The following is a 23,051-nucleotide window of genomic DNA, read 5'->3' as shown; positions in this document are numbered from 1 at the left end:
TGCACTGCCGAAATTAGGCAGAACAGGTGAAGCGGCTTACGGGGGAGAGTGAACAGGAGGTGAACCGTGGCGGGCGGCCTGGTTCTCGTCGCCGTGGCGCGGGGCGCCTGGGCGGGGCGGGGGTTTTGTCCTCAAGCGCCGGACGGGCTTGAGGTGTCGGCCTGGCCCCTGGTGACACCGTCGCCCACCACCCACCGCGCAGTGCGGCGGCGCCCCCGGGGCACGGCGCCGAAAATCCAGCCCGTCCGGCGATTGAGGACGGAACCCCGCGCCCCGGACCCGGGCACCGCACCGGCCGTCAGCCGCTGATCAGCAGCGCGTCCAGCAGGTCGCGGTCGCGGGGCTGGGTGAGCTGGGTGCGGGCCGCTTCCGGGTGGAGCCAGAGGATGCGGTCCACCTCGTCGCTGGGGACGAACACGCCGTCCGTCGCCTCGGCCGCCCAGTACAGGACTTCCTTGGGGCGGCCGTTCGCGAGATACCGGACGGTGGGCAGCGGGGGCCCCGGTATGCAGTGGTGGCCGGTCTCCTCCAGAACCTCGCGCAGGGCGGCGTCGATCGCCGGCTCGCCGCGCTTGAGCTTGCCCTTCGGATGTGACCAGTCGTCGTAGCGGGGCCGGTGGACCAGGCAGATCTCCAGCTCCCCGGAGTGCTCCGACCGGCGCCACAACACACACCCCGCGGCCTGCACGGTCCCGCCGCTCATGGCGCGGTCACAGCCGCCGTCGTGTACGGCCAGGTCTCCCGGAACACCCCGCGGGCCGCTTCCACCTCGTGCCGCTGGTCGGCGTGGAGCACCCCCAGTGCGTAGGCGGTGGCCGGCGCGATCCTCGGCGTACGGGCCGCCGATGCCGCCGCCGCGGCTGCCTCCGCCGCGTCCCGGTGCAGGTCGAGTGCGTGTCCGGAGGCGACCAGGACCGGGTCGGGGGCGCCGCGTACCACCTCGTGGGCGTACCGGTGCAGTCGCAGCAGAAGGCGGGCCTGGTGCCAGGGCGCGTCGTGCGCCTCGTTGTACGGCTCGACCGCCTCGTCGGAGGGGAGCGCGGCCACCGCACCGAGCAGCCGCTGCTCGGCCCGGTCCGCGGGCCCGTGCAGTATGTCGGCGGCCGGGGCCGTGGACGCGGCGGAGAGCGGGACCTCGGAGGCGAGCAGGGCGACCGCGTCGGCGACCGCGTGGAACCGGGACGAGCCGAGCGCCTGGAGGGCCGCCGAGTGGGCACGGGTCCTGGCGAGGGTGAGCTGTCGTTCCAGAAGCGCTCCGGCCCGGGCCGCACCGACGCCGAGTGCGGCCCGTTCCTTGGCCTGCGCGGCGTCGTGCGGAGTGACATCGATATCGGCGCCGGCGGCGGTCCGCTGTGTGCGGGGCGGCGGCAGCGGGGTGCCGGACAGGGCGTGCAGCGCTTCGAGGAGCCGGGTCAGCCGGGTCGCGTACGCGTGCTCGCGGGCCAACGTGCCGGAGAGCCAGGCCAGTTCCGTACGGAGCTGCTCGGCCCAGCCGGGTTCGAGTGCCGGCCGGAAGGTGTGCAGGGTGCCGCTGATGCGGCGGGCCGAGCGGCGCAGTGCACCGGCGGCCTGCTCGGCGGCGAGAGTCCCGGCGTCCGTGGGGGCGCTGTTCTCGCGGTGCAGACGCAGGCTGCGAAGGAAGTTCGCGGCCTGTTCCTGCAGGTAGGGGGCGAGGACCGCGCCCGCGGACACGTCCGTCCGGGTCGTCGTCTGGTGGTCAGGGCGTCGCACGCCGGCGCCTCCGGGCGTCAATGAGCATTTCCTGTACGTGCCGCAGGGGCTGGCCGTCCGCGTCCGTGGCGTGCCGGGTCCAGTTCCCGTCGGGACCGAGGTGCCAGGAGGAGGTGGTGTCGGCCATGCCGGTCTCCAGGAGCCGGCTGAGCGCGGCACGGTGGGCGGGGTCGGTGACCCGGACCAGTGCTTCGATCCGGCGGTCGAGGTTGCGGTGCATCATGTCGGCGCTGCCGAACCACACTTCGGGTTCGCCGCCGTTGCCGAACGAGAAGACCCGGGAGTGTTCGAGGAAACGGCCCAGTATCGAGCGGACCCGGACGTTCTCGGAGAGGCCGGTGACGCCGGGGCGGATCGCGCAGATGCCGCGTACCCAGATGTCCACCGGAACGCCCGCCTGGGCGGCCCGGTAGCAGGCGTCGATGATCGCTTCGTCGACCATCGAGTTGACCTTGAACCGTACGTAGGCGGGGCGACCGGCCCGCTGGTGCGTGATCTCCTTGTTTATCCGGGAGATCAGCCCGTCGCGCAGGGACTTGGGGGCGACGAGGAGGCGGCGGTACGTCTCGCGGCGGGAGTAGCCGGAGAGCCGGTTGAAGAGGTCGGAGAGGTCCGCCCCGACCTGCGGGTCGGCTGTCAACAGGCCGAGGTCCTCGTACAGCCGCGCGGTCTTGGGGTGGTAGTTGCCGGTGCCGACGTGCGAGTAGCGGCGCAGCGTGTCGCCCTCCTGGCGGACGACGAGGGAGAGCTTGCAGTGCGTCTTCAGACCGACGAGGCCGTAGACGACATGGCAGCCCGACTCCTCCAGCTTGCGTGCCCACTTGATGTTGGCCTGCTCGTCGAAGCGGGCCTTGATCTCGACGAGTACGAGGACCTGCTTGCCGGACTCGGCGGCGTCGATCAGGGCGTCGACTATCGGCGAGTCGCCCGAGGTCCGGTACAGCGTCTGCTTGATCGCGAGCACGTCCGGGTCGCTCGCCGCCTGCTCCAGGAACGCCTGGACGGAGGTGGAGAACGAGTCGTACGGGTGGTGCAGCAGCACATCGCGTTCGCGCAGCGCGGCGAAGACGTCGGGCGCCGAGGAGGACTCGACCTCGGCGAGATCGCGGTGGGTGCCCGCGATGAACCGCGGATACTTCAGCTCCGGGCGGTCCAGTGACGCTACGCCGAACAGCCCGGTGAGGTCGAGCGGTCCGGGCAGCGGGTAGACCTCGGCGTCGGACACCTTCAGCTCGCGGACCAGCAGGTCGAGCACGTACGGGTCGATGGACTCCTCGACCTCCAGGCGCACCGGCGGGCCGAAGCGACGCCGCATGAGCTCCTTCTCCAGGGCCTTGAGCAGGTTCTCGGCATCGTCCTCCTCGACTTCGAGGTCCTCGTTCCGAGTGACCCGGAACATGTGGTGGGCGAGGACCTCCATGCCCGGGAAGAGCTCTTCCAGATGCGCCGCGATGATGTCCTCGATGGGCACGTAACGCTGCGGCGACGCCTCCAGGAACCGGGTCAGCAGCGGCGGCACCTTGACGCGGGCGAAGTGGCGGTGGCCGCTGACCGGGTTGCGTACGACGACCGCGAGGTTGAGCGAGAGGCCCGAGATGTATGGGAAGGGGTGCGCCGGGTCGACGGCCAGCGGCGTCAGTACGGGGAAGACCCGCTGCCGGAAGAAGGTGAACAGGCGGGCCTGTTCCTTCTCGGTCAGCTCCGGCCAGCGGATCAGCTGGATGCCCTCGTCCGACAGTGCGGGCGCGATGTCCTGCTGGTAGCAGGCGGCGTGCCGGGCCATGAGCTCGCGGGACCGCGTCCAGATCAGGTCGAGGACCTCGCGGGGCTGCAGACCGGACGCGGAGCGGGTGGCGACGCCGGTGGCGATACGGCGTTTGAGACCGGCCACCCGGACCATGAAGAACTCGTCCAGGTTAGAGGCGAAGATCGCGAGGAAATTCGCTCGTTCGAGGAGGGGCGTCGCCGGGTCCTCGGCGAGCTCCAGCACCCGTTCGTTGAATGCGAGCCAACTGCGCTCCCGGTCCAGGAACCGGCCCTGCGGCAGCTCGCTGCCGTCGACGTCGGGTTCGTACACGTCCACGTCGGCGTCGAGGTCGGGATCGAGGTCGGCGGCCATGGAAAGACCGGCTCCCGCGTAATTCGGGGAGGCGACGGCATGCGGCCGGTGCGCGACGAGAGAGCCGACCGACGGCTGCACGGCGGGCTGGACCGGGACCTCGGAGCTGGGCAACTGGCTCATGGCCCTATTGTTCCGCGCGGAAGGCGCCTGAGGCGCGCCGGAAGGGGCGGAGATCGCGGAAAACACGGGGTCTCTGCCGGGATTTCTCCCGTTGCGGGGGGTCGGCACAGCTGGCTGCATCCTGAGAGGGTCGCAAGCGCGTCTGAATGGCCGGTAACGGCGACATGACGTGCAGGAAGCGGTGTGCGGTGCGGGTTGCGGTGTCGCGCTGCGTGTGCGGGGTCCGGGCCGCCCCCTCTACGGTCCGAACCCGGACGATCTGCGCCGGTACTTCATGCCGAGGCCGGTCGCCTCGATCGCAGCGCCTGTCATGTGCGGTCGTCCCCCTTGTACGTGCTGTCCAGTACGGCGGTGAAGAGCGCGGCCATGTCGTCGCGCTCCAGCCCCGCCGTGCGGGCCCGGCGGGCCCAGTCGGTGAGTTCTCCCCGCAGGGGTGTGTCCGTGGTCGCCGCGGTGCCGAGGGTCCGGCGCACGAATGTGCCCATCCCGCGCCGGGCCTCGACCAGGCCCTCGCGCTCCAGCTCGCGGTAGGCCTTGAGCACGGTGTTGGGGTTGATGGCGGTGGCCTCGACGACCTCACGTGCGGTGGGCAGCCGGTCGCCGGGCTCCAGCAGTCCGAGGCGAAGGGCCTGTTTGGTCTGCTGGACGATCTGGAGGTACGTGGCGACGCCGCTGCGTCGGTCGATGCGGAAGTCGATCGCCGCGGACTCTGCCATGTTCACCCTTTCACTAATTGAGTAGTGAAAGGGTGTCGGAAGGTAGGGGCGGCGTCAAGCGACGCCGCCCCGGAGGATGGTGTGCGGGCTCAGGACTCCGTGCGGTACATCAGGTCCACCTCATGGGTGGCGAAGCCCATCCGCTCGTACACCGTCAGCGCCGCCGGGTTGTCCGCGTCGACGTAGAGCATCGCGGTCGGCAGCCCCTCGGCGGCGAGGTGGCGCAGCCCGATCGCGGTGAGCGCCTTGCCGAGACCGCCGCCCTGCGCGTCGGGCCGGATCCCGACGACGTACACCTCGCCGAGTTGCTCCTCGGCGTGCACCTTCGTCCAGTGGAAGCCGACCAGCTCGGTCCCGCCCTCGGTCTCGCGCTCGGCCAGGAAGAACCCCTTCGGGTCGAACCAGGGCTCACCCTTGCGGTCGTCCAGGTCGCGCTGGGTGAGCGACCCCTGCTCGGGGTGATGGGCGAACGCGGCACTGTTCACGGCGAGCCAGGCGGCGTCGTCCTGGCCGGGCACGAAGGTACGGACGGTGACGCCCGGCGGCAGTACGGGCTCAGGGATGTCCAGCGGGCTTAGCGGGCGGCGTAGCTGGCGCAGCTCGCGGAAGAGGGAGAGGCCCAGGACCTGGGCGAGATGGCGGGCGGCGGACTTCCCGCCGTGCGCCCATACGCGCAGCCGCTTCCCGGTCGCGGCGAGCAGCGCGGCGCCCAGCGCACGCCCGTGCCCCTGCCCGCGGTACGCGGGATGCACGACCAGCTCGGCCGCGGGCGCCTCGACGGGGTCGGTGTCCTCGAGCTGCGCGTATCCGACGAGGGTTCCTGTGCTGGTGAGCAGAAGGTGCCGTACGCCCTCCCGGGGCCCGCCCCGCAGCTGCAGTCGCCCCTGTTCGGAGACTGCGGGCCTGCCGTCGGCGCGGGTCGCCTCGCCGAGGAGGTCGAGGACGGCTCCGGCCTGGTCGGGAGAGAGCTCGTCGAGCGTCTGGATCTCGCGTCCCGGAGCGGGGAGGGGTACATCAGTCGTCATGCGTACGAGCGTACGGCGGGGTGGGGTGCCGGCGGGGCGGAGCGGGGCGTTGCGGCCTCGATCGGCGGTGTGCGGTGCGGGTCGGACCGCCTTCGCGGGGTGAGCGCGGCCGCCGGGCGGTCCCGGCCCGTCGGCCCTGGCGTACCGGTCTGCGGTGACCTGCATGCCGTGGCGTTCCTGTCTGCATATGGGTGCCGTACGGGTGAAGTGCGGTGATAGGCGCCCTTACTGACCACAAGGCAACCAGTTCGTAACTCGAAACACCTGTCGCGCTACGCGCGTTGACTCTAGGCTGCGGGCCGAACCCTCCCGCTGAATTCACAAGGGGACCGATGTCAGCGACACCGCATAAGAACCGCGCGTCCCGGCGGGTGCTCGCCGCCGCAGCCGGGCTGGCCACCGTCGGCGCGCTCGTAGCCGCCATGCCGGCCGATGCCCAGAGCCGCGATCAGGGCCATGGGAACCAGGAGTCGGCCCGCACCGTCGACGTCCAACTGCTCTCCTTCAACGACCTGCACGGCAACCTGGAGCCGCCGGCCGGGTCGGCCGGCACGGTCACCGAGAAGCAGGCCGACGGTACGACGAAGGCGATTCCGGCCGGCGGTGTCGAGTACCTCGCCTCCTCGCTGCGCGCCGCACGCCAGGGCCACCCCTACTCCATCACCGCGGCCGGTGGCGACATGGTGGGCGCGAGCCCGCTGCTGTCCGGTCTCTTCCACGACGAGCCGACCATCGAGGCGCTCAACAAGATAGACCTCGATGTGACGACCGTCGGCAACCACGAGTTCGACGAGGGCGCCATCGAGCTGGCCCGTCTGCAGAACGGCGGCTGCCACCCGGTCGAGGGGTGCTACGAGAAGGGCAAGACGTTCCAGGGCGCCGACTTCCCGTACCTCGCCGCCAACGTGACGGACGAGAAGACCGGCAAGCCGGTCCTCAAGCCGTACACCGTGTGGAAGAAGGACGGCGTCAAGATCGGCTTCATCGGGGTGACCCTGGAGGGCACGCCGAACATCGTCACCGCCAACGGCGTCAAGGGCCTGAAGTTCCACGACGAGATCGAGACGGTCAACAAGTACGCCAAGGAGCTCGACCGCCAGGGCGTGAAGTCCATCGTCGCGCTCATCCACGAGGGCGGGGCCACCGCCTCCTCCTCGTACAACTACGACTGCGACAGCCCCGGCGCCGGTGACGGCATCTCCGGGCCGATCGTGGACATCGCCAAGGGCATCAGCCCGAAGGTCGACGCGCTGGTCACGGGCCACACGCACCAGGCGTACGTGTGCACCGTGCCGGACCCGGCGGGCAACCCGCGCCTGGTCACCTCGGCGTCGTCGTTCGGCAAGCTGTACACGGACACGACCCTCACGTACGACCGCCGCACCCAGGACATCGTGCGTACGTCGGTGAAGTCGTCGAACTCCTCGAACCCGACCTCGGCGAACCACATCGTCACCCGGGACCAGCCCAAGGCCACCGACATGACGGCCCTGATCGCCCGCTGGAACACCCTCGCCGCGCCCATCGCGAGCAGGCCGCAGGGCTACATCTCCGCCGACATCAACGGCCGCGGTTCCACGGCCCCCGAGAAGCCGCTCGGCAACCTGATCGCCGACGCGCAGCTCGAGGGCCTGGCCCCGGCGGACAAGGGCGGGGCGGTCGTCGCCTTCATGAACCCGGGCGGTATCCGCGCGGACCTGGTGTACAAGTCGACCGGCAGTGAGGGCGACGGGGTGGTGACGTACGGGGAGTCCTTCACCGTGCAGCCCTTCACCAACATGATGAACGTCGTCGACCTCACCGGCGCTCAGCTGATCACCGCACTCCAGCAGCAGGTCAGCGGCTCCAACGAAGCCAGCCCGAAGATCCTCCAGGTGTCCAAGGGGCTCACCTACACGCTGGACATGACGAAGACCGGCGCGGCTCGCGTCGTCGTCGACACGATCAAGCTGAACGGTGCGGCGATCGACCCGGCCAAGACGTACCGCGTCGCGATGAACGAGTTCCTCGCGGGTGGCGGTGACGGCTTCGCGGCGCTCGGCCAGGGCACCAACAAGCTGGTCGGCGCCTCCGACCTGGACCTGTTCAACGCGTACCTGTCGGCCCACTCGTCGGCGGCGGCGCCGCTGGCCCCGCCGGTCACGGACCGGATCACGGTCGTTCAGTAGATCCTGCGGGACACGCAGTGCCCGTGCGCGGGTGAGTGAGCGGGGCGGTGGGCCGGATGGGCCCACCGCCCTGGTGTCATCAGGGGATCCGAAAAAGTCTCGCCTATGGTCGCAAGAATGACTGAAGATGCAGACAAGGGCCTGGTCACCGTGGCCAGCAACACGCCTGTCCGCGAGACGATCGACCGGCTTCAGGACGCGATCACAGCAGCGGGCTTCCATGTGTTCGCGCGGGTCGACCATGCGGACAACGCCGCCCGTGCGGGGCTGGAACTCCGTCCGACCGAGCTGCTCATCTTCGGCAAGCCCGAGGGCGGCACGTACCTGATGCAGGACAAGCAGACCGCCGGCATCGACCTTCCGGCGAAGGCGCTGGCCTGGCAGGACGCCGCCGGGGTCACCTGGGTGACCTGCAACGACGCCTCATGGGTCGCCGCGCGCCACGGGCTGGGGCCGGAGAGCCAAGCCGGTGTAGCGGCGCTGGAGGCGAGCACGGTGGCCGCCGTACGCCAGGCCACGTCACCGGCCCTCGACGCCGTTTAGGTCCTGTCGTCGCACTGTTCCCGTTGTGACGTGTACCCGCCATGTTCCGAAGCTGACCCCCCACAGCCGACGGAGGCACCCGCTTGCAGACCCGCACCGGCACCCGCGGAGGCAGGGGGCGGCTCAGGGGTTCTCCGGCGGCGGCTGCGGGGCGCCCGGCAGGCGGATCCATGCCTCCGTGCCGCCGCCCGGCGACGGACGCAGCGCGACCTCGCCGCCCGCCTGCTGGACCGTGCGCGCCACGATCGACAGGCCCAGCCCCGAGCCCGGCAGCTGGCGGGCGGACGGGGAGCGCCAGAAGCGTTCGAAGACGTACGGGAGCTCCTCGGCCGGGATGCCGGGCCCCTGGTCCACCACGGTCAGCTCGCCGCCGCGCAGGGCCACGGCGATCGTGCCGTGCTGCGGGCTGAACTTCACCGCGTTGTCGAGGACATTGACGACCGCCCGTTCCAGCGCTGCCGGCTCGGCCCTGACGTACCAGGGTTCGAGGTCCGCGGTGATGGTCAGCTCGGGGCCGCGGAGCCGTGCCCGCTCCAGCGCGGCGGAGGCGATGTCGTGCAGGCCGACGACCTGGAGCGGGCCGGGCTGGGCCGCGTCCGGGCGGGCCAGTTCCTGGAGGTCGCCGATGAGCGCCGCCAGCTCCGTCATCTGCGCGGTGACCGACTTCATCAGCGCCCTGCGGTCGTCCGGCGGGATCGGTCGGCCCGTCTCGTCGCTGCGGGCGAGCAGTTCCACGTTCGTACGCAGCGAGGTCAGCGGGGTCCGCAGCTCGTGGCCGGCGTCCGCGATCAGCTGGGCCTGGCGGTCGCGGGAGCTGGCGAGGGAAGCGGTCATCGAGTTGAAGGAGCGGGACAGCCGGGCGATCTCGTCCTCGCCCTCGACGGGGATGCGGAGCGAGAGGTCCTCGGTGCGGGCGACATGCTCGACGGCGTCGGTGAGCTCGTCGACGGGGCGCAGGCCGGTGCGGGCGACCCAGAGACCGGCGGCGCCCGCACCGATGACGCCGATGCCGGAGACGATGAGGAGGACGAAGGCGAGCTGGTTGAGGGGGTCGGTGACCTGGTCCATGGGCATCGCCACGGAGACGGCGGTCCCGAGCTGACTCAACGGGCCGTCGTGAGACTTCGAGGTGTAGACACGCATCTTCGTGCCGTCCTTCGCCTCGGTCGTGTGCACCGCGTCCCGCTGCACTCCGGCCGCGACGGCCCGGTCGGCGCGCTGCACCGGGATCGGCGACTTCCCCGGTGAGGTGCAGGCCTCCGTGCTCGTTGCCGATACGAGCTGCACCGTATAACCCGGGGGGAGAAAGATGTGCAGGCTCGGCGGCAACTGGCCCGCGCAGTTGAGTCTGAGCGCGTCCACGACGGTTTGGTCGGGCCGGGCCTGTCTCAGGCTGCTGTCGAGTTGCTCGGTGAGCCGGTCCCGAGTGGTCACCCAGCATGCCAGGGCCACGGCCGCCACGGCGACGGCCACCACGACGGTCACGAGCGACGCCAGCCGCGTCCGGATGGGCAGTGCGTGCAGCCGCTGCCAGAGGCTGGTCAACCCTCACCCCCGCCGGCCCGCAGCGCGTACCCCACGCCCCGCACCGTGTGCACGAGTCGCGGTTCGCCGCCCGCTTCCGTCTTGCGGCGCAGGTACATCACGTACACATCCAGGGAGTTGGAGCTCGGTTCGAAGTCGAAGCCCCAGACCGCCTTCAGGATCTGCTCGCGGGTCAGCACCTGGCGCGGGTGGGCCAGGAACATCTCCAGGAGCGTGAATTCGGTCCGGGTCAGCTCGACGCGGCGCGAGCCGCGGGTGACCTCGCGGGTGGCGAGGTCCATCCGCAGGTCGGCGAAGGACAGCACATTGTCGTCGGGGACGCCGCCGCCCGCCGCGGCCGCGTACGAGCTGCGGCGCAGCAGGGCCCGGATACGGGCGAAGAGCTCGTCCAGTTCGAAGGGCTTGACCAGGTAGTCGTCGGCGCCGGCGTCGAGTCCGGTGACGCGGTCGCCGACGGTGTCGCGGGCGGTGAGCATCAGGATGGGCGTGGTGGTGCCGGTGGCGCGGAGGCGGCGGGCTGCGGTCAGACCGTCCATCCGCGGCATCTGGATGTCGAGGACGATCAGATCGGGGGCGTACGCCTCCGCCCTGGTCAGCGCGTCGAGTCCGTCGACGGCGACCTCCGTGCCGTATCCCTCGAACGCGAGACTGCGCTGCAGGGCCTCGCGCACGGCCGGCTCGTCGTCGACGATCAGGATGCGCTGCGGATCGTCTTCGGCGGGGCTCATCGCTCGTCGTCCTCTTCTCTCTGCTCTGCCGTGGTGCTGTCTTCTCAGCCTCGCACGGCCGTGGAGCGGCGGCGGGCGGCGCGGCGTTTCCGGCCGGTGCTGCGGGTGGTCGCACGGACCTCCGGCGAGCGCCGCGCCACGGCGGCGAACTCCGTCGCGAGCATCAGTGGCAGCGCGAGGGCGGCCGGGCCGGTGGGGGTGTCGGAAGGGTGGTTCATGGCTGATCTCCTCAGGAGCTGTTGCCGGACCGCAGGGTGTCCAGGTCGGCCTTGAGCGTGTTCACCGGGATGGCGAAGCCGAGGCCGACGCTGCCCGCGCCGGCGCTGTTCGAGCCGTCGGACGAACTCGCGGAGTACATCGCGGAGTTGATGCCGATGATCTCGCCGTTCATATTGATGAGCGCACCGCCGGAGTTGCCGGGGTTGAGCGAGGCGTCGGTCTGGATGGCCTTGTAGGTGGTGGTGGAGTTGCCGGTGTCGCCGTTGAACTGCTGCCCGCCGAACTCGAACGGCCAGTCGCTGCGGCCCCCGCCCTGCTGTCCCTGACCGCTGTTGCTGTCCTTGGCGACGGTGACATCGCGATCCAGTGCGGAGACGATGCCGCTGGTGACGGTGCCGGTGAGGCCCTCGGGTGAGCCGATCGCGACGACCTGGTCACCGACCTTGAGCGAGGAGGAGTCGCCGAGCGTGGCCGTCTTCAGCCCGCTCGCGCCCTCCAGCTTGATGAGCGCGAGGTCCTTGGCGGCGTCGGTGCCGACGACCTTCGCGGTGTACGTCTTGCCGGTGCTGAGCGTCACTTTGATCGTCGAGGCGCCCGCGATGACATGGTTGTTGGTGACGATCTCGCCGTCGGAGGTGATGATCACGCCGGACCCGGTGGACTGGCCCGCGTTCGAGCTCGCGCCGATCTCGACGATCGTCGGTGACACCGCCTGCGCCACTCCGGCGACGGTGCCTGCGCTGCTCTGCGAGACGGTCGTGCCGCTGACCGCACTGCTGGTGCCGCTGCCGCTGGAACCGGAGTCGGTGAACTGACCGATGGCAGTGGCGGTGACACCGCCGACGACCGCCGCCGCGACGGCCACGGCCGTCAGGAGGGCGACCGGCCGTCCGACCCGGCGCCTGCCGCGTGCGGGCGGCTGGGGTGCGGGCTGCGGCAGCCCGTGGAAGTCGCCGTAGCCGTCGTCACCGCCGCCGCCGCTGTGACCGTCGGCGCCGCCGCCGCCGGGCCACACGGTCGTCCCGGGGCCCGTGGCGATCGGCTGCGCGGGCCGGTACGAGGGCGGCGGCGGGTAGGCCGCGTCGCCGTTGCCGTACGAGGGGTACATCGGGTACTCGCCGCTCGGGCGCTGGCTCTCAGTCATGTCTACGACTGTGTCCAGCGAACATGAGAGAACCCTGAGTGTGCCCTGAGAAGCCCGACAGAACCGTGTATGCCCCATATAAGAGCCACCGGGAACGTCGTGCGGGTGGGCGGAAGGCGAGCGCCCCGGGCCGGGGAGGTGCCCCGTCTACCGGCCCTGGGCCGCCGGCTCCCCGCACCCGCACGAGCGCCGCACCACCAGCGCCGACGGGAACTGCTTCAGTCGCTCCCGCCGCGAGCCCGAGACCCGCAGCGAGTCGTCGAGCACCAGATCCACCGCGGCCCTGGCCATCGCCGGGCGGTCCGAGAAGACCGTCGTCAGCGGCGGATCGGTCAGCCCCGCTTCCTTCACGTCGTCGAAGCCCGCCACCGCGAGCTCCCCGGGCACATCGATCCGCAGTTCGCGCGCGGCCCGGAGCACCCCGATGGCCTGGTCGTCCGTCGAGCAGAAGATCGCCGGGGGCCGGTCCGGACCGGCGAGCAGTCCGAGCGCCACCCGGTAGGCGTCGTAGCGGTTGTACGGGGCCTGGAAGAGCCGGCCCTCCGTGGAGCGCCCCGACTCGTGCATCGCCCGCCGCCAGCCCTCGACGTGGTCCGCGACCGGGTCGCCGACCGCCGGGGTGGACTCCATGCCGCCGAGGCACGCCACGTACGCGTTGCCGTGTTCCAGGAGGTGCCGGGTGGCGAGCTGCGCGCCGCCGATGTCGTCGGTGACGACCGCGACGTCGTCGATCGCCTCGGGCCGCTCGTGCAGCAGCACGACCCGGGCGTCCCATGCCTCCACCTCGGCCGCGGCCCGCTCGCTGGGTCCCTGGCTGACGAGGATCAGTCCGGAGACGCGCATGCCGAGGAAGGCGCGGAGGTAGTGGACCTCGCGCTCGTCGCGGTAGTCGGAGTTGCCGACGAGAACCATTTTTCCGCGCTCGGCTGCAGCCTGTTCGACCGCGTGCGCCATTTCCGCGAAGAAGGGCTGGCGGGCGTCCGGAACGATCATCCCTATGAGGTCGGTCCGCCGCGAGGCCATCGCCTGGGCGACCCGGTCGGGGCGGTAGCCCAGCTCCTTGATCGCGGCGAGTACCCGCTCGCGCGTGGCCGGGGCAACCGGCCGGGGTCCGTTGTTGATGACGTAGCTGACGACCGCGGTCGACGTCCCCGCCAGTCTCGCCACATCATCCCGCGTCACCTTGGCCACGCGCGGCAGTCTACGCGGATGGACCTACCTGTTGGCAGGCCGGACCGGGGCATCTTCCATGACCTCGGCCACGGAGGGCTGCTCCGAACGGGTGGGTGGTTCGGCGGCCGCCTTCGCCGCCGCCTGGGACTTCGCCTCCTCGGCGGCGCGCTCCACCTTCTCCGGTGTGACGAAGCGGTAGCCGACGTTGCGGACCGTGCCGATCAGCGACTCGTGCTCGGGGCCGAGCTTGGCGCGCAGCCGCCGGACATGGACGTCGACCGTCCGGGTACCGCCGAAGTAGTCGTAGCCCCAGACCTCCTGCAGCAGCTGGGCGCGGGTGAAGACCCGGCCCGGGTGCTGTGCGAGGTACTTGAGCAGTTCGAATTCCTTGAAGGTCAGGTCGAGGACCCGGCCCTTCAGTTTTGCGCTGTAGGTCGCCTCGTCGACCGAGAGATCACCGCTGCGGATCTCCATCGGGGAGTCGTCGGAGGTGAGCTGCTGCCGGCCGGTGGCCAGCCGCAGCCGGGCCTCGACCTCGGCCGGTCCCGCGGTGTCCAGCAGCACGTCGTCGATACCCCAGTCGGCGGTGACGGCCGCGAGACCGCCCTCCGTCACGACGAGTATCAGCGGACAGCCCGGTCCGGTGGACCGCAGCAGCTGACACAGCGACCGCACCTGCGGCAGGTCGCGGCGGCCGTCGACCAGGATGACGTCGGCACCCGGGGTGTCGACGAGAGCGGGTCCCTCGGCGGGGGCCACCCGCACGTTGTGCAGCAGGAGGCCGAGGGCGGGAAGCACCTCCGTCGACGGTTGAAGAGCGTTGGTGAGAAGCAGCAGTGAACTCATCGCCGCCCACCTGCCCGGGTCGTCGGTCGATGATCGTGCACGATTTGCTTGCCTTGCTCGCCCATTACGTCGGTCCTCCTCGTTCCCTGCGAGAGGGGCACTCCCGGGTGGGGCCCGGGGGAGATCTGCGGCACTTCTTCGTACGTTTTTCGTGCTGCTGCCGTACGACGGTTGTCATACGTGTTTTACGGTGCGGTCCCGCGCCCTGCGACCGCTGAGCTTGTCGAAACGTCGTCGTAACAACGCGCGTAAAGCACAAAAGGACCCGGGGGCTGCATTGCCCGGATCCTCTTCCCAGCAGAATAGCCCACATGAGTTCTGTGTCCGAGAGTCCGTTTCGGGGTTCTTCTGTTCGCTTGATCACGCCGGGAGCCCGGCGCACCACGTTGCGGACGGATGACGGGCTGCCGATCGAGGCGGTGTACGAACCGTGTACGACCGGTGCCGCCCCCGGCGCCGATGGCGGGGACGCCGGCACGGCGATCGTGGTCGCGCACGGATTCACCGGTTCGGTGGACCGGCCGGCCGTGCGGCGCGCGGCGGGGGTGTTCGCCCAGCGTGCGGCCGTGATCACGTTCTCCTTCCGGGGGCACGGAGGATCCGGGGGCCGGTCGACGGTCGGTGACCGCGAGGTGCTGGATCTGGCGGCCGCGGTGGCGTGGGCGCGCTCGCTCGGACACCGGCGGGTGGTGACGGTCGGGTTCTCGATGGGCGGGTCCGTGGTGCTCCGGCACGGGGCGCTGTATACGGCTCCCGGGACCTCTCCGGACACGGCACAGCTCGCTCGTCCGGTTTCCGCGCACGGGGGGCGCATCGAAGCGCACGCGGATGCGGTGGTGGCCGTGAGTGCTCCCGCCCGCTGGTACTACCGGGGTACGGCCCCGATGCGGCGCCTGCACTGGGTGGTGACCCGGCCCACCGGTCGGCTGGTCGGCCGGTACGGCTTCCGCACCCGGATCGACCGCAAGGAGTGGGACCCCGTGCCGCTCTCCCCGGTCGAGGCGGTCCCGCTGATCGCCCCGGCGCCGCTGCTCATCGTGCACGGCGACCAGGACCCCTACTTCCCGCTCGACCACCCCCGCATGCTGGCCGACGCGGCACAGGGCGGTGCCGAACTGTGGCTGCAGCCCGGCATGGGGCACGCCGAGAACGCGGCGGACGAGAGCTTGCTCACCCGGATCGCGGACTGGGCGGTGGCGGAGTGATTCATCATGGACAGCTGATGCGAGACGAAGGGAGCGTCGCCATGCCAGCGGGAACCATCCGCTACTGGGCCGCCGCCAAGGCCGCCGCCGGGACCGCGGAGGAGCCATACGCAGCCGCGACGCTCGCCGAGGCGCTCGACGCGGTGCGTAAGCGGCACCCCGGTGAGCTCACCCGAGTGCTGCAACGGTGCTCGTTCCTGATCGACGGTGACCCCGTGGGGACCCGCAGCCATGAGACCGTACGCCTTGCCGAGGGCGGCACGGTCGAGGTGCTCCCGCCGTTCGCAGGAGGGTGAACCGCAGCACATGAGCAACAGCGATCAGCAGCGTCCGTACGGGCAGGAGCCCGGGACCGGGACCGGTTACGGATACGGAAACGGCCTGGAACCGCAGTCGTACGGGCAGCAGGTCCCGTACGACCAGAACCAGGCGGTCCAGGACCCCGGGGTCGCACAGACCTGGGAGGGCCAGACCTGGGACACCCAGTACCAGCCGGCCGTCCAGCCCACGCAGCAGCCGCAGCAGCCCGAGTACGGGCAGCCGCAGCAGTATGCGCAGCCTCAGTACGAGCAGCCCTACGCCCAGCAGTATGCGCAGCCTCAGTACGAGCAGCCCTACGCCCAGCAGTATGCGCAGCCTCAGCACGGGCAGCCCTACGCCCAGCAGCACGAGCAGCCCCAGCACGGGCAGCCCCAGTACGAGCAGCCCCAGTACGAGCAGTCGTACCCGGCGCAGGCGCCGCAGCAGCCCGTCGCGGCCGCCGCCGGCCCCGCCGTCGACGCCGGATATCCGATTCCGCAGGGCGCCTCCGGCTCGTACCCGCTGCCCCCCGAGGTCCCGGCGGCCGCCCCGGTACCGGCCGCGGCGGCCGCGCAGGACGCCTCCGGCTACACCGCGCCCACCACCCTGGGCAACAGCCGCATCACCGACGCCCAGCGCGCCCGCGCCGAGGGCCGTTCGCCGATCATCGCGCCGGGGATGCAGCCTGCGGCGATCACCGCGGGGCTCGGGCTGCTGCTCGCCCTCGGCGCCGCGATCGGGCAGTACGCGCTCTTCGTGCCGCTGGTGCTCCTCCAGGCCGTGACCGCCGCCGGCTGGTTCCGGCTCAACGGCATGTGGCCCGCCCGGCAGGGCATCGCGCTCGCCTTCGCCGGCGGGTTCGTCGCCGATGTCGTGCTGCTCGTCGCGGGCCGGGACAACGCCCCAGCGGCGATCCTCGGCACCCTCGGCATCTGGGTGCTGCTCACCGTCGTCCTGCAGCTGCGCAGCCATGCGGGCGCCGACGAGCGGATGTACGGGCTGATGGCCACCGTCGCCTCGGCCGCCCTGGCGATCCTCGCCGCCGGGCATCTCGCGGCGGCGCCGGACGCCGTGACAGTCGGCTGTGTGGCTGTCGCGGTCGCCGTGCTCGCCAGGGCGCTGCCGGTGCCCGGACCCGCCTCGGTCGTGGTGGCGCTGCTCGCCGCCGCGGGCGCCGGTGTCGCGGCCGGTGGGCTCACCGACCTGGGCGCGAAGGGTGCCTTCCTCGGGTTCGCGGCCGGTGGCTGCGCGCTGATCGGGCTGCGGGTGGCGAGCTACGACTACCCGTCACGTTTTGTGCACATGACGGCCGGGGTGGCGCTGCCGCTCACCGCCGCCGCCCCCGCCGTGTATCTGATCGGCCGCGCGGTCTCCTGACCCGCGGGACCGCCGCGGACCGGGAACCGCGGAGGGGCCCGGGCTCGTCGATCACCCCGGGCGTGTCGTGCGGCCACAGTGGGCTCACGGCCGCCAGGGGGTCCGGGCGGACGGCAGGGTGGGGGGAAGAACGGGCATGCGTGCACTGCGAATACTGCTGGTCGTCGTGGTGGTCCTGGGCGGCATCTTCATCGTCGTCGACCGGGCCGCGGTGTACTTCGCCGAGTCCGAGGCCGCGGGCCGGATCGAGGTCCGCGGGGGCACGGTCGATTCGACGGACGTCTCCATCAGGGGTTTCCCCTTTCTGACCCAGGTCGCCGGATCGGCGCTCGACCAGGTCGACATCAAGCTGACCGGCATCGAGACCGCCGCCGGCGGGCGCAGGATCCGGATCAGCGAGATGAAGGCCGAACTCCACGACGTCACGCTGGCCGACGGCTTCGCCGCCGCCACCGCCGCCCGGGCCACGGGCACGGCGACCATCTCGTACGAGGACCTGACGCACGCGGCCGACGACGGCGTCGTCGTCGAGTACGGCGGCAACGGCAAGGTGAAGGTGACCGGCGCCGTCGACATCCTCGGCCGCACCCTCACGCGCAGCGTGACCTCCACCGTCACCCTCGTCGACGGCCGCACCGTGCGGGTGCACGCGGACAAGGTGCCGGGCGAGGGCATTCCCGGACTCGAAGGCCTGGTGCGCAGGAAGACCGACTTCGAGCGGGAGATCGGCGCCCTGCCGAGCGGGCTGAAGCTGCAGCGGATCGAGCCGACGAAGGACGGTCTGGAGATCTCGGTGACGGGCTCGGACATCCGGCTCGCGGGATAGATGAACCGCGCGCAGGCTGGGTAGGACGTTCCACAGCTGCTGCGCCACATAGTGAGACGGACTCGTCCGACCCGCAGATGGCTGAAGGACACGCTCCGCCCGGTGCCGGTCCGGGCGGCACCGTAATCGATCCACTGTCCCACATTGCGGACGATCGTGTCTCATGATGCGACACGGCGGTGACATGTCCGCCCACACGTCCCTACGATCGGTCCCATGCAGTGCTCTATTAGCGGTCTCCCTCAGCGGGGCCAGGCGGATCTCACGAAGCGGCGGGCAGTAGACCTGTGCCGCGTCGCCGCCATGCTCTGTCGCACTGTCTGAGCGGGATCGTCACATCCCGCATTCCCCCGGCCCTTCGACCACTGTCAGGGCCCATTTCCGTGCATGTGTGTACGCGCAGAAACGCGCCCCCGTACATCCGCACCCCGCACCATCTCGCCGCAGACTGCCCCGGAGGAGAACAGAATGAGCCGCAGTGACGTCCTCGTAGACGCCGACTGGGTCGAGGCCCACATCGACGACCCGAAGGTTGCTCTTGTCGAGGTCGACGAGGACACCTCGGCGTACGAGAAGAACCACATCAAGAACGCGATCCGGATCGACTGGACCAAGGACCTCCAGGACCCGGTCCGCCGTGACTTCATCGACCAGGCCGGCTTCGAGAAGCTCCTGTCCGAGAAGGGCATCGGCAACGACACCACGGTCGTGCTCTACGGCGGCAACAACAACTGGTTCGCGTCCTACGCGTTCTGGTACTTCAAGCTCTACGGTCACCAGGACGTCCGCCTGCTCGACGGCGGCCGCAAGAAGTGGGAGCTCGACTCCCGCGACCTGGTCGACGGCGACCAGATCCCGTCCCGCCCGGCCACCCAGTACAAGGCCCAGGCCCAGGACCAGTCGATCCGCGCCTACCGCGACGACGTCGTGGCAGCGATCGGCAACCAGAACCTGGTCGACGTCCGTTCGCCCGACGAGTTCAGCGGCAAGCTGCTCGCCCCGGCGCACCTCCCGCAGGAGCAGTCGCAGCGTCCGGGTCACGTCCCGACCGCGCGCAACATCCCGTGGTCGAAGAACGCCAACGACGACGGCACCTTCAAGTCGGACGACGAGCTCAAGGCCCTCTACGAGGACGAGCAGGTCGACCTGTCGAAGGACACCATCGCGTACTGCCGCATCGGTGAGCGCTCGGCCCTGACCTGGTTCGTGCTGCACCAGCTGCTCGGCCAGGAGAACGTCAAGAACTACGATGGCTCGTGGACCGAGTACGGCTCCCTCGTCGGCGTGCCGATCGAGCTCGGCGCCAACAAGTAACTCCGCGCGACCTGGACCACCCCGACCCCGACCAGAAGGACAGAACACCATGTGTGGAGCAAAGGCCGGCGGCCCCGACGCTTCGACGATCAAGCCCGGTGAGACCACGATCCAGGGCAGCGTGACCCGCGACGGCGAGCCGGTGACCGGTTACGTCCGTCTGCTGGACTCGACCGGCGAGTTCACCGCCGAGGTCCCGACCTCGGCGACCGGACAGTTCCGTTTCTACGCGGCCGAAGGCACCTGGACGCTGCGCGCCCTCGTCCCGGGCGGCAGCGCCGACCGCACGGTCGTCGCGCAGACCGGTGGCCTCTCCGAGGTGGCCATCGCCGTCTGATCCGCGGCACAGATCGGCCGGAGGGCCGTACCCCAGGGGGTTGGACGCCTTCTGAACCGGGGTACGGCCCTTCGCGCCGTCCACCGGGTGTGCGCGGGCCCGTCCGTGCCGGGCGCACGGGCCGGGATCGGGCCTACGCTTGAGTCATGTACGCCCGGCGCCGTCGGCGCTACTTCCTGATGATGGGCGGATGCATCGTCCTTTTCGTCTCCGCCTGGGCCTTCGTGCGGCTCTGGTCGATGCCCGTCGCCGTCGGAATGTGCGTGGTCGCCATGGTCATCCCGCCCCTCGCGGCGATGGTCGCCAACCGGCGGGGGCCGGAGGACCGCTGGTGGGACGATCCGTCCGGCGACCCGAAGTCGGACGAGTGGTGGGACGAGCTCGACGGCAAGAAGCGCCGCCAGTAGCGGAACCGTCCGCCGTCGGCAGGAAGAACCGTCAGTAGACGAGGGCCTGGACGCCGTCCGCCATGACCTCGCTGACGAAGACCTGGGCGCCCGCGATCCGTACACCTTCCAGTACGTCGTTCTCGGTGATGTCGCGCCGAGCCGCGCACTGGGTGCAGAGGGTGATCAGGCCGCCCGCCTGAATCGACTCGATCAGGTCCGGCAGCGGTGCGGCGTGCGGCAGTTCGAACTCGGCGGCGCGGCCCGGCAGGGAGAACCAGGAGGATTCGCCGGTCAGCCAGAGCGAGACCTCCACACCGCTGGCGACGGCGACCGCCGCCACCGTGAACGCCTGTGAGCAGCGCTCGGGGGAGTCGGCACCTGCGGTCACCTTGATCACGAGCTTCTTCGGCATATGCCGAACTGTAATCGTCGGCCGCACAACCCCACCCCACCGCCATGGGTCAGTTGGGTGCGCAGGTAATGGCATCTGTGCCTCAGGTCTCGTGGGGGGACCCATTTTGGAACCGAAAGACACCATTCCTGACGGGCCGGCCGAGCCGCCCGCGCAGGTCGAGGTGGCGGTCCAGGCCGTAGAGCCGCCCGCAGCACCACCCGCAGTCGTTCCCGCTCCTGTTGCCGGCCCCGAGCCAGGTCCCGTTCCGGCGCCGGTGAAGCCGCGGCCCCGTGGTCGTACGACCCTGCTGATCGCCGCCGCCGCGGTGCTCGGGATCGCGGGCGGCACCGCCGTCGGTTACGGCGTGCAGGCCGACCGGGCGCCGACACCGCTGCCCGCCCTGTCACAGCCGAACCTGGCCTACCCGGCCAGGGCGCTGCCCGCGGACAAGGTCCCGGACCCGCTGCCCGTGTCGCAGGACCGGCAGTTGAAGACGGACGGCGATCTGCGCGAGCTGCTCGTCAGCAAGCCCTCGGGGATGCGCAACGCCAGGTTCCCGTTGCCGACCAAGGGCTGGATGTCCCTGGACGCGTACGCGCGGGAGTTCAAGAGCGAGGACTACATGTTCGAATCGCTCGCGGAGGCCGACATCCGCCGGATCGCGGCCGCCAACTGGTCGCAGGGGCAGTACCGCGATGTAGGCATCCGCCTCGTGCAGTTCCGCTCCGGTGCAGAGCTCGGGGCGTCCGACCATGCGAACGATCAGCTGAGTTACATGCCCTACGCCAAGGACGGCGCGGGCAACGAGGGCGATCCGATCAAGGGCAGCGGCAACGGCCGCTACTTCCTGTACAAGGTGGTGAACAAGCCGGGCTACCTGCCTGTCTACCAGGCGCGGGCCATCGCCCAGCGCGGCGACGTCATGTTCGACATCAACATCTTCGACACCACGCCGATCAGCAAGAAGGACATCCGGACCCTGGCCGAGCGACAGCTGGAGCGGCTGTGAACGACGACGTGACACCCGACACCGCCCCGCCCGCCGAGCCGGCCCCGCCCGCCCCGAAGGGCCGGGCCCGGCGCGTGGTGCTCACCGTGCTCCCCGCGGTCCTGGTCCTCGGCGCCGTCGGCGGTGCCGCCGCCTACACCAAGGTCACCGTGGACAGCGCCGACCGCACGGTCACCACCAAGGTCTGGGGCGGGGGCGCGCACAAGCCTGCCAAGGACCCCGCCGGGGACGTCGGCCGGGGCAGGGCCGACACCGAGCTCAGCAAGCTGCTGCTGCCGGTCCCGGAGGGCTACCGTCTCGGCCCGGACATGGGCGAGTACGGAAACGACGACGAGATCAGCGGCAAGAAGGCCACGGCCCAGATGAAGGAGAGCGGCCGGGGGATCGCGGGCAAGCAGCGCCGCGAACGGGACCGGCGCATCGACCGGCTCCACCTCCAGGGCATCGCGCAGCGCTCGTACACCTCGGACGACAGCGATCTGACGGTCGAGATCCAGATCGTGAAGATGAAGGACAAGAGGGCCGTCCATGACCTGTACGGCTTCCAGACGGAGCTGATGGACACCTACGGCGACTTCCGCGCGGGGCCGAAGGTCGAGGGCCACAAGAAGGCCCGGTGCTTCCGGGAGCCCGTGCGGACCAAGGTGAAGCTCGACGGCCTGTCCTGCCTCGCGTACGACGGGGAGCTGTCCCTCACCGTCGACGCGTACGGCACCAAGCCGTTCAGCGCGTCCGACGTCGCCGATCTCGTGAAGGACCAGCTCGACCACATCGAGTCCCCGGGGGAGTACGTATGACCGAGCAGACGGCGACACCGACCGCCGCGACCGAGGAGCCCGCTGCCCCGGAGCAGGAGCTTCCGTCGACGGGAGCGGAGCCCGTACCGGCCGCCGAGCCCGTACCGGCCACGGAGCCCGTCCCGACCGCCGAGCCCCCGGCGGCCCCCGAGCAGGCATTTCCGGTGGCGGAGCCCGTACCTGCTCCGAAGCCGTCCCGTCGCGTCCTGCGGGCCGTCGCCCGCTGGACCGCCGCCGTGCTGGTGCTCGGCGGTCTCGGCACCGGTACGGCCCTCGGCATCACCTCGATGGAGCGCACCGACGTACCGGGCCTGGCCACCGAGGGCGACGGACGCTGGGACTACCCGGAGCTCAGCCTGCCTGCGCTGCCGGCCGGTTCGCCGCGCCCGCTCAACGAGGCCAATGTCGCCGAGGTCCACCACGCCGACCTGCGGAAGCTGCTGATCCCCGCCCCGGCCGGAGCAACGGCGGACAAGAAGCTGACGGGCGGCTGGGTGAGCACGGCGCAGTTCGTCAGCGAGTTCCGCAAGGACAAGCGCGGCGAGCTCACGCAGCTGCTCGACGACTCGGCCCTGCGTCACATCGCGGCGCGCGGCTGGACCATGCCGGACGGCACGAGGTCCAGGGTCTATCTGCTGCAGTTCAACTCGACGGCGTACGCCCAGGGGCTCCGGGACGACACCTATGTGAGCAGCACCCCGGGCATACCGCTCGACTGGCCGACGGACCTGCAGATGGACGAGAGCTGGAACGGCGGCAAGGTGCCGGAGACCGTGGTCTACACGTTCGGCGAGACGAAGACCGGGAAGGGACGGATCCACGAGGCCTACATCCAGGCCGGTGACACGCTCGCCCTGGTCATCCACTCGCAGCAGGGCGAAAAGATCGCCGAGCAGATCCCGTTCCGGCAGACGCTGATTCTGCAGAACCAGCTGCTGGGCTGATCCGCAGGCCGGGGAGCCCCGCTTCCTCGGCACGCCCCGAACCGTCGCGCCGGGCCCCTACCCATTAGGCTGGGGCTCG

Annotated in this window: 25 protein-coding genes; 13 read left to right on the top strand and 12 right to left on the bottom strand. The window is 70.7% G+C overall.

The features are described 5' to 3' along the window. Positions 1–298: 298 nt before the first annotated feature. The 5 genes from OG972_RS19580 to mshD all read right to left on the bottom strand — a co-directional run bounded on the left by OG972_RS19580 (position 299) and on the right by mshD (position 5,714). Entirely contained in the window at positions 299–703 is a 405-nt protein-coding gene (locus tag OG972_RS19580; protein ID WP_266983280.1) for an NUDIX hydrolase, read from the bottom strand. Further along, positions 700–1,731, bottom strand: coding sequence for a CHAD domain-containing protein (locus tag OG972_RS19575; protein WP_266983278.1), 1,032 nt, complete (start codon positions 1,729–1,731; stop codon positions 700–702). Before OG972_RS19575 ends, OG972_RS19580 begins: the two co-directional genes overlap by 4 nt. After that, positions 1,718–3,973 (bottom strand): RNA degradosome polyphosphate kinase, encoded by a 2,256-nt coding sequence (locus OG972_RS19570; RefSeq protein ID WP_266983276.1) that lies wholly within the window; start codon positions 3,971–3,973, stop codon positions 1,718–1,720. The genes OG972_RS19575 and OG972_RS19570 overlap by 14 nt, the downstream gene beginning before the upstream one ends. A 308-nt stretch (positions 3,974–4,281) precedes the next feature. Then, positions 4,282–4,689: a GntR family transcriptional regulator gene (locus OG972_RS19565; protein WP_266983274.1), complete on the bottom strand. Its 408-nt coding sequence runs from the start codon at positions 4,687–4,689 to the stop codon at positions 4,282–4,284. Between the two features lie 89 nt (positions 4,690–4,778). Further along, positions 4,779–5,714: a mycothiol synthase gene (gene mshD / locus OG972_RS19560; protein WP_266983272.1), complete on the bottom strand. Its 936-nt coding sequence runs from the start codon at positions 5,712–5,714 to the stop codon at positions 4,779–4,781. 332 nt (positions 5,715–6,046) lie between these two features. Here mshD and OG972_RS19555 point away from each other — a divergent pair, with 332 nt between their 5' ends. Together OG972_RS19555 and OG972_RS19550 are read left to right on the top strand one after the other, a co-directional pair. Next, positions 6,047–7,882 carry a bifunctional UDP-sugar hydrolase/5'-nucleotidase gene (locus OG972_RS19555; protein ID WP_266983270.1) on the top strand — a complete coding sequence of 612 codons (1,836 nt, stop codon included), beginning with the start codon at positions 6,047–6,049 and terminating at the stop codon, positions 7,880–7,882. A 117-nt stretch (positions 7,883–7,999) separates the two neighbouring features. Continuing rightward, entirely contained in the window at positions 8,000–8,425 is a 426-nt protein-coding gene (locus OG972_RS19550; protein ID WP_266983268.1) for a DUF302 domain-containing protein, read from the top strand. A gap of 123 nt (positions 8,426–8,548) precedes the next feature. On the opposite strand, the gene OG972_RS19545 is transcribed toward OG972_RS19550, so the two are convergent. The 6 genes from OG972_RS19545 to OG972_RS19520 all read right to left on the bottom strand — a co-directional run bounded on the left by OG972_RS19545 (position 8,549) and on the right by OG972_RS19520 (position 14,080). Beyond that, entirely contained in the window at positions 8,549–9,970 is a 1,422-nt protein-coding gene (locus OG972_RS19545) for a cell wall metabolism sensor histidine kinase WalK (protein ID WP_266983266.1), read from the bottom strand. Beyond that, entirely contained in the window at positions 9,967–10,698 is a 732-nt protein-coding gene (locus tag OG972_RS19540; RefSeq protein ID WP_266983264.1) for a response regulator transcription factor, read from the bottom strand. Before OG972_RS19540 ends, OG972_RS19545 begins: the two co-directional genes overlap by 4 nt. Positions 10,699–10,742: 44 nt before the next feature. Next, entirely contained in the window at positions 10,743–10,916 is a 174-nt protein-coding gene (locus tag OG972_RS19535) for a hypothetical protein (protein ID WP_266983262.1), read from the bottom strand. An 11-nt stretch (positions 10,917–10,927) separates the two neighbouring features. Next, entirely contained in the window at positions 10,928–12,061 is a 1,134-nt protein-coding gene (locus OG972_RS19530; RefSeq protein WP_266983260.1) for a S1C family serine protease, read from the bottom strand. A 147-nt stretch (positions 12,062–12,208) separates the two neighbouring features. Continuing rightward, a complete protein-coding gene (locus OG972_RS19525) occupies positions 12,209–13,252 on the bottom strand; it encodes a LacI family DNA-binding transcriptional regulator (RefSeq protein WP_266983258.1) in 1,044 nt (347 codons plus the stop codon). A gap of 24 nt (positions 13,253–13,276) precedes the next feature. After that, positions 13,277–14,080, bottom strand: a complete 804-nt coding sequence (locus OG972_RS19520) for a response regulator transcription factor (protein ID WP_266983256.1) — start codon at positions 14,078–14,080, stop codon at positions 13,277–13,279. Between the two features lie 311 nt (positions 14,081–14,391). Between OG972_RS19520 and OG972_RS19515 the strand changes: the two genes are divergently transcribed. The 8 genes from OG972_RS19515 to OG972_RS19485 all read left to right on the top strand — a co-directional run bounded on the left by OG972_RS19515 (position 14,392) and on the right by OG972_RS19485 (position 19,846). Next, positions 14,392–15,285 carry a S9 family peptidase gene (locus tag OG972_RS19515; RefSeq protein ID WP_266983254.1) on the top strand — a complete coding sequence of 298 codons (894 nt, stop codon included), beginning with the start codon at positions 14,392–14,394 and terminating at the stop codon, positions 15,283–15,285. Positions 15,286–15,326: 41 nt separating this feature from the next. Beyond that, entirely contained in the window at positions 15,327–15,581 is a 255-nt protein-coding gene (locus OG972_RS19510) for a MoaD/ThiS family protein (protein ID WP_266983252.1), read from the top strand. A gap of 10 nt (positions 15,582–15,591) precedes the next feature. Further along, complete coding sequence (locus OG972_RS19505) at positions 15,592–16,962, top strand: hypothetical protein (protein ID WP_266983250.1); 1,371 nt, start codon at positions 15,592–15,594, stop codon at positions 16,960–16,962. Positions 16,963–17,098: 136 nt separating this feature from the next. Then, positions 17,099–17,788: a DUF2993 domain-containing protein gene (locus tag OG972_RS19500; RefSeq protein WP_266983248.1), complete on the top strand. Its 690-nt coding sequence runs from the start codon at positions 17,099–17,101 to the stop codon at positions 17,786–17,788. Between the two features lie 216 nt (positions 17,789–18,004). Beyond that, on the top strand, positions 18,005–18,112 hold the full coding sequence (locus OG972_RS49580) for a putative leader peptide (protein ID WP_353961645.1): 108 nt from the start codon (positions 18,005–18,007) through the stop codon (positions 18,110–18,112). 144 nt (positions 18,113–18,256) lie between these two features. Further along, positions 18,257–19,102, top strand: a complete 846-nt coding sequence (locus OG972_RS19495; RefSeq protein ID WP_266983246.1) for a sulfurtransferase — start codon at positions 18,257–18,259, stop codon at positions 19,100–19,102. 49 nt (positions 19,103–19,151) lie between these two features. Further along, a complete protein-coding gene (locus OG972_RS19490; RefSeq protein WP_018490348.1) occupies positions 19,152–19,439 on the top strand; it encodes a DUF1416 domain-containing protein in 288 nt (95 codons plus the stop codon). Between the two features lie 146 nt (positions 19,440–19,585). Beyond that, complete coding sequence (locus tag OG972_RS19485) at positions 19,586–19,846, top strand: DUF3099 domain-containing protein (protein WP_266983244.1); 261 nt, start codon at positions 19,586–19,588, stop codon at positions 19,844–19,846. A gap of 31 nt (positions 19,847–19,877) precedes the next feature. Here OG972_RS19485 and OG972_RS19480 read toward each other — a convergent pair whose 3' ends face one another. Then, the gene (locus OG972_RS19480) at positions 19,878–20,240 is read right to left on the bottom strand and encodes a DsrE family protein (RefSeq protein ID WP_266983242.1); all 363 of its coding nucleotides are present in this window, start codon (positions 20,238–20,240) and stop codon (positions 19,878–19,880) included. Positions 20,241–20,346: 106 nt separating this feature from the next. Between OG972_RS19480 and OG972_RS19475 the strand changes: the two genes are divergently transcribed. Genes OG972_RS19475 through OG972_RS19465 form a run of 3 tightly spaced genes read left to right on the top strand, consistent with a single transcriptional unit; the run spans position 20,347 to position 22,972 of the window. Next, a complete protein-coding gene (locus OG972_RS19475; RefSeq protein ID WP_266983240.1) occupies positions 20,347–21,231 on the top strand; it encodes a hypothetical protein in 885 nt (294 codons plus the stop codon). Continuing rightward, entirely contained in the window at positions 21,228–22,028 is an 801-nt protein-coding gene (locus OG972_RS19470) for a hypothetical protein (protein ID WP_266983238.1), read from the top strand. Before OG972_RS19475 ends, OG972_RS19470 begins: the two co-directional genes overlap by 4 nt. After that, positions 22,025–22,972: a hypothetical protein gene (locus tag OG972_RS19465; RefSeq protein ID WP_266983236.1), complete on the top strand. Its 948-nt coding sequence runs from the start codon at positions 22,025–22,027 to the stop codon at positions 22,970–22,972. Before OG972_RS19470 ends, OG972_RS19465 begins: the two co-directional genes overlap by 4 nt. Positions 22,973–23,051 lie beyond the last annotated feature (79 nt).

Origin of the sequence: Streptomyces sp. NBC_01669 (assembly GCF_026339735.1) — a bacterium.
Classification (GTDB): domain Bacteria; phylum Actinomycetota; class Actinomycetes; order Streptomycetales; family Streptomycetaceae; genus Streptomyces; species Streptomyces yanii.
This window is presented reverse-complemented; position numbering and strand designations above follow the sequence as displayed.

Bases quoted from the DNA above. Each gene is read 5' to 3' on its own strand.
- OG972_RS19580 (WP_266983280.1), bottom strand. From the start codon at position 703: ATGAGCGGCGGGACCGTGCAGGCCGCGGGGTGTGTGTTGTGGCGCCGG.
- OG972_RS19570 (WP_266983276.1), bottom strand. From the start codon at position 3,973: ATGAGCCAGTTGCCCAGCTCCGAGGTCCCGGTCCAGCCCGCCGTGCAG.
- OG972_RS19565 (WP_266983274.1), bottom strand. From the start codon at position 4,689: ATGGCAGAGTCCGCGGCGATCGACTTCCGCATCGACCGACGCAGCGGC.
- mshD (WP_266983272.1), bottom strand. From the start codon at position 5,714: ATGACGACTGATGTACCCCTCCCCGCTCCGGGACGCGAGATCCAGACG.
- OG972_RS19555 (WP_266983270.1), top strand. From the start codon at position 6,047: ATGTCAGCGACACCGCATAAGAACCGCGCGTCCCGGCGGGTGCTCGCC.
- OG972_RS19550 (WP_266983268.1), top strand. From the start codon at position 8,000: ATGACTGAAGATGCAGACAAGGGCCTGGTCACCGTGGCCAGCAACACG.
- OG972_RS19540 (WP_266983264.1), bottom strand. From the start codon at position 10,698: ATGAGCCCCGCCGAAGACGATCCGCAGCGCATCCTGATCGTCGACGAC.
- OG972_RS19535 (WP_266983262.1), bottom strand. From the start codon at position 10,916: ATGAACCACCCTTCCGACACCCCCACCGGCCCGGCCGCCCTCGCGCTG.
- OG972_RS19530 (WP_266983260.1), bottom strand. From the start codon at position 12,061: ATGACTGAGAGCCAGCGCCCGAGCGGCGAGTACCCGATGTACCCCTCG.
- OG972_RS19520 (WP_266983256.1), bottom strand. From the start codon at position 14,080: ATGAGTTCACTGCTGCTTCTCACCAACGCTCTTCAACCGTCGACGGAG.
- OG972_RS19515 (WP_266983254.1), top strand. From the start codon at position 14,392: ATGAGTTCTGTGTCCGAGAGTCCGTTTCGGGGTTCTTCTGTTCGCTTG.
- OG972_RS19510 (WP_266983252.1), top strand. From the start codon at position 15,327: ATGCCAGCGGGAACCATCCGCTACTGGGCCGCCGCCAAGGCCGCCGCC.
- OG972_RS19505 (WP_266983250.1), top strand. From the start codon at position 15,592: ATGAGCAACAGCGATCAGCAGCGTCCGTACGGGCAGGAGCCCGGGACC.
- OG972_RS19500 (WP_266983248.1), top strand. From the start codon at position 17,099: ATGCGTGCACTGCGAATACTGCTGGTCGTCGTGGTGGTCCTGGGCGGC.
- OG972_RS49580 (WP_353961645.1), top strand. From the start codon at position 18,005: ATGCAGTGCTCTATTAGCGGTCTCCCTCAGCGGGGCCAGGCGGATCTC.
- OG972_RS19495 (WP_266983246.1), top strand. From the start codon at position 18,257: ATGAGCCGCAGTGACGTCCTCGTAGACGCCGACTGGGTCGAGGCCCAC.
- OG972_RS19490 (WP_018490348.1), top strand. From the start codon at position 19,152: ATGTGTGGAGCAAAGGCCGGCGGCCCCGACGCTTCGACGATCAAGCCC.
- OG972_RS19485 (WP_266983244.1), top strand. From the start codon at position 19,586: ATGTACGCCCGGCGCCGTCGGCGCTACTTCCTGATGATGGGCGGATGC.
- OG972_RS19480 (WP_266983242.1), bottom strand. From the start codon at position 20,240: ATGCCGAAGAAGCTCGTGATCAAGGTGACCGCAGGTGCCGACTCCCCC.
- OG972_RS19465 (WP_266983236.1), top strand. From the start codon at position 22,025: ATGACCGAGCAGACGGCGACACCGACCGCCGCGACCGAGGAGCCCGCT.